The following is a 3,336-nucleotide window of genomic DNA, read 5'->3' on the forward strand; positions in this document are numbered from 1 at the left end:
GCAACGCTCATTCGGACGGCGGCGACTCCGAAGCCTATGGCGGCGATGCCCTCGGTGCAGGCTTTGGCGCAGGCTACGGCGCAGGCTCAGGCTCGGGCACCGGTGGTGCTGGCGGCACGGGCGGTTCTGGCACGGGCGGTGCCGGAGCTGGCGGTAGTGGAACCGGCGGCGAAGCCACCAGCGGCGCGGCGACCGGCGGCGACAGCCTCGGCGGCTTCGCGGCGGCCTTTGGCGGTGACGGCGGTCATGCGCTGAGCGGCGCCTGGGCCGATGGCTATGGCGGCGACGCCAAGGGTGGGTTCACCCACGCTGGCGACGGCGGTCTCGGCGGTGCTGGCGGCACGGCCTATACCGGCGACGGTGGTGCCGGCGGCGACGGCGGGACCTGGGGTTCGAACAATGGCGATGACGGCTTCGTGACCGGCACCAGCCATGCTTCGGCCGACGGCCTGATCGACATCAGCGCTTTCAACCAGCAGATCGTGATGGGCGCCAACCTGCAGGAAAACCTGGTCGACCAGACCGTGGTTGGCGGCGACTACCACAACACGCTGACTGGCGAGGACGCCGGCGACCACACCGGTACGTGATCGATCCTACACGACTGATTTCTCAGGAAATCAGACAGCTTGGGACTGCGCGGAGTTTTCCGCGCGGTCCTTCCAATCCGGGAGACATGCCGCCCCGACCGAGCGCGAATGATCTCAAGATACGGAGGCTACCGTGTATTCGATGCAATTGGACAAGATCTCCGAGGCTATCTCGCATTTCATCGGAATGTTCGAAATCTCGGTCGAGGAGGCACGGCAGCTAAAGAGCTACGACGAATTCAAGATCGCCGAGGCCGTCAAGGAAGAGACCCCCGATCTTCCCAACACGAACATCAACATCAAGGCGCCGTACACGCTGGACGATTTCGATCCGCATGTTCCGTACATGGGACTTAAGGCTGAGCTGGTGCCGAACACGGTCGGCTCGAGCTTCTGGTACACGCCCCCCGAAATTCCGAACGCCGGCCCTTTGCACCCTGGCCACCACCTGTTTCACATCCCGCATCTGCCGGGAGCGGGCGGCCATCTGGTTCTGCCTGACATCGAACCTCCGGGTGCGGTTGCGGCCTACATCAACCAGGAAATCCGCCTGTCGGATAACGACTATGTCAGCGCTGGCGGACACGGCCTGACGTTCACGCCGGCGATCGACGACGGCAGCCACCTGGCTTTCCTGATGAACAAGGCGGCCGAAGCATCGCCGCTCGACGATCTGGCAATGCCTGGCTCCGGCGAGGAGATGGCAAACACCGTCATCACCGCCGGCGAGCGGATAGCGGCCTATGCCGACAGTTTCGACGGAGATGCGACCGTCTTCGTGCTGCACCCGGACACGGCCTCGGGGCCGATCGCGGGCATCTACGTCAACGGTCAGCTGGTCGACGAGGCCGACGCGCCGAAGGCGGGGGACCACCTCAACATCCTCAAGGAACAGCAGCAGGATGACGAAACCGCGAGCGACGGTCCCGACAAGGACGATTACAACACGCCGCCGGACTCCTCGGACTTCATGTCGGGCTGGGGCAACGGTTTGCTGAACCCTTGCGTCGAGTTGGACACCGGCGGCAACACGCTGGTCAACTCCGCGGTGCTGACCAACAACTGGACAACGACATCCGTCGTCGCCGCGGTCGGAGACAGCTATGAAATCAATGCCATCATTCAGATCAACGCCTATTGCGACAGCGACGCGGCCGGCCCGAGCCTGAACGGCTGGACGTTGGACAACGCCGCCGACGCGTGCTTCAACATCGCGGCGTTCAAGCACATCGACCCCTCGGCCGGCAACGAAGCGCCGACCCCCGCGGACGGTTTCCCCGCCGCCTGGGTGGTGACGCAAGTCACCGGCGATCTGATCATCATGAGCTGGCTGCAGCAATACAGCTTCATGATGGACAACGACACCTCGATCCTGTCCTCGTCGGGCGTCAGGACCATGGTGAGCACGGGCGACAACACAGCGATAAACGATATGTCGATCAGTGAGTTGGGTCACTACTACGACCTGATCATCATCGGCGGCAACATCTATGACGCCAACATCATCCATCAGCTCAACCTGCTGATCGACAACGATCTTATCGGCGCCGTGGATGGATTCGAGACGTCGGGAGGCGGCTCGTACTCGACCGCCGGCAACCTGCTCTGGAACGACGCGACGATCATCAACGTCGGCGGGCAGAACCACTTCGAGGCATTGCCCGCGTCTTACCTGAAGGCGGCCCACGACATGGCTGCCGGCAAGGATGACGATCCCGGCGACATCCTGAAGGACCCGGCGTTCCACGGTCTCGGTCACTTGCGGGTGCTCTACATCTCGGGCGACCTGATCAACATGCAATACGTCTCCCAGACCAACGTCCTGGGCGACAGCGACCAGGTGGCCTTGGCGATGAACCAGCTCGTCGCCCATCCCGAAGCGGAATGGACGATCACCACCGGCGGCAACCAGGTGGCCAACTTCGCAGGCATCATCGACGTCGACGGCACCGACAAGACCTATGTCGGCGGCGAGCACTATACGCACGAGATCCTGATCCAGGCAGACATCATCTCCTGCGATCCGGAACTCGGCGGACAGAATCCGGACGCGCTGGTGAACGAGGCGGTCGCCTTCCTGGCCGACGATCTCACCGACGATGCCGCGCAGGTAGACCATCCGATCGCCCCGACGCCCGACCATGTTCAGGCCGACGGCGTGCAAACGATTTTGGCTTGATCCGGGATCCGGGGGGAAATTATGACCGACGATCGCGACCTGTCCTGGGAGACGTTTGCCGAGGACCTTGAGGCAACCCTGCATGAGGACGAGCAGGCATCGCCGAAACCAGGTTCCGAGATGCCCCGCAAGACGCTTTCGAGCGCGTTGCTGCAGCATGAGCGGGCCATAGACCGCACCATCGAGGCCATCGACACGGTCGTCGGCGAACTGCACAACGTCGTGGCCCATGAGGGCGCAAAGGATCGGGCCCCAGCCCAGCCCGGCAGCCAGACGGTCGAGACCGCACGCCCAAGAGCCGTGCCGACAAGGGAACAGGCGACGGCGCCCGCCCCCGCGTCGCAGGTTAGGCCAGCGGCACCGGTATCAGCGCCTTCCGTCGTGCCTGCTTTGGCGGCGCGCGGCGGCCAGCCCGGGCAAGCGGGAATGGCGCCCCCGGCCTTGAGCCCGCAGGCTACTGCACCGAAGACTCCGGTGGCTGACCCCGTCAAATCCGCCCTGTCCATCCAGGAGCAGCGGCCTGAGCCAGGGCCAAATCCAGTTCAGCTGGCGGCAACCCGCTCGGAC

Annotated in this window: 1 protein-coding gene and 2 pseudogenes; all 3 read left to right on the forward strand. The window is 64.1% G+C overall.

Annotated features, from left to right (window positions below):
- Positions 1 to 590: pseudogene (locus tag EN780_RS30425) on the forward strand (hypothetical protein); the annotation flags it as partial.
- A 133-nt stretch (positions 591 to 723) separates the two neighbouring features.
- Positions 724 to 2,769 carry a type I secretion protein gene (locus EN780_RS30430; protein ID WP_128276134.1) on the forward strand — a complete coding sequence of 682 codons (2,046 nt, stop codon included), beginning with the start codon at positions 724 to 726 and terminating at the stop codon, positions 2,767 to 2,769.
- Positions 2,770 to 2,790: 21 nt separating this feature from the next.
- Positions 2,791 to 3,336: pseudogene (locus tag EN780_RS30435) on the forward strand (type I secretion system permease/ATPase); the annotation flags it as partial.

The sequence above is a fragment of the Mesorhizobium sp. M4B.F.Ca.ET.089.01.1.1 genome (assembly GCF_004022605.1).
In the GTDB taxonomy this organism is placed as follows: domain Bacteria; phylum Pseudomonadota; class Alphaproteobacteria; order Rhizobiales; family Rhizobiaceae; genus Mesorhizobium; species Mesorhizobium abyssinicae.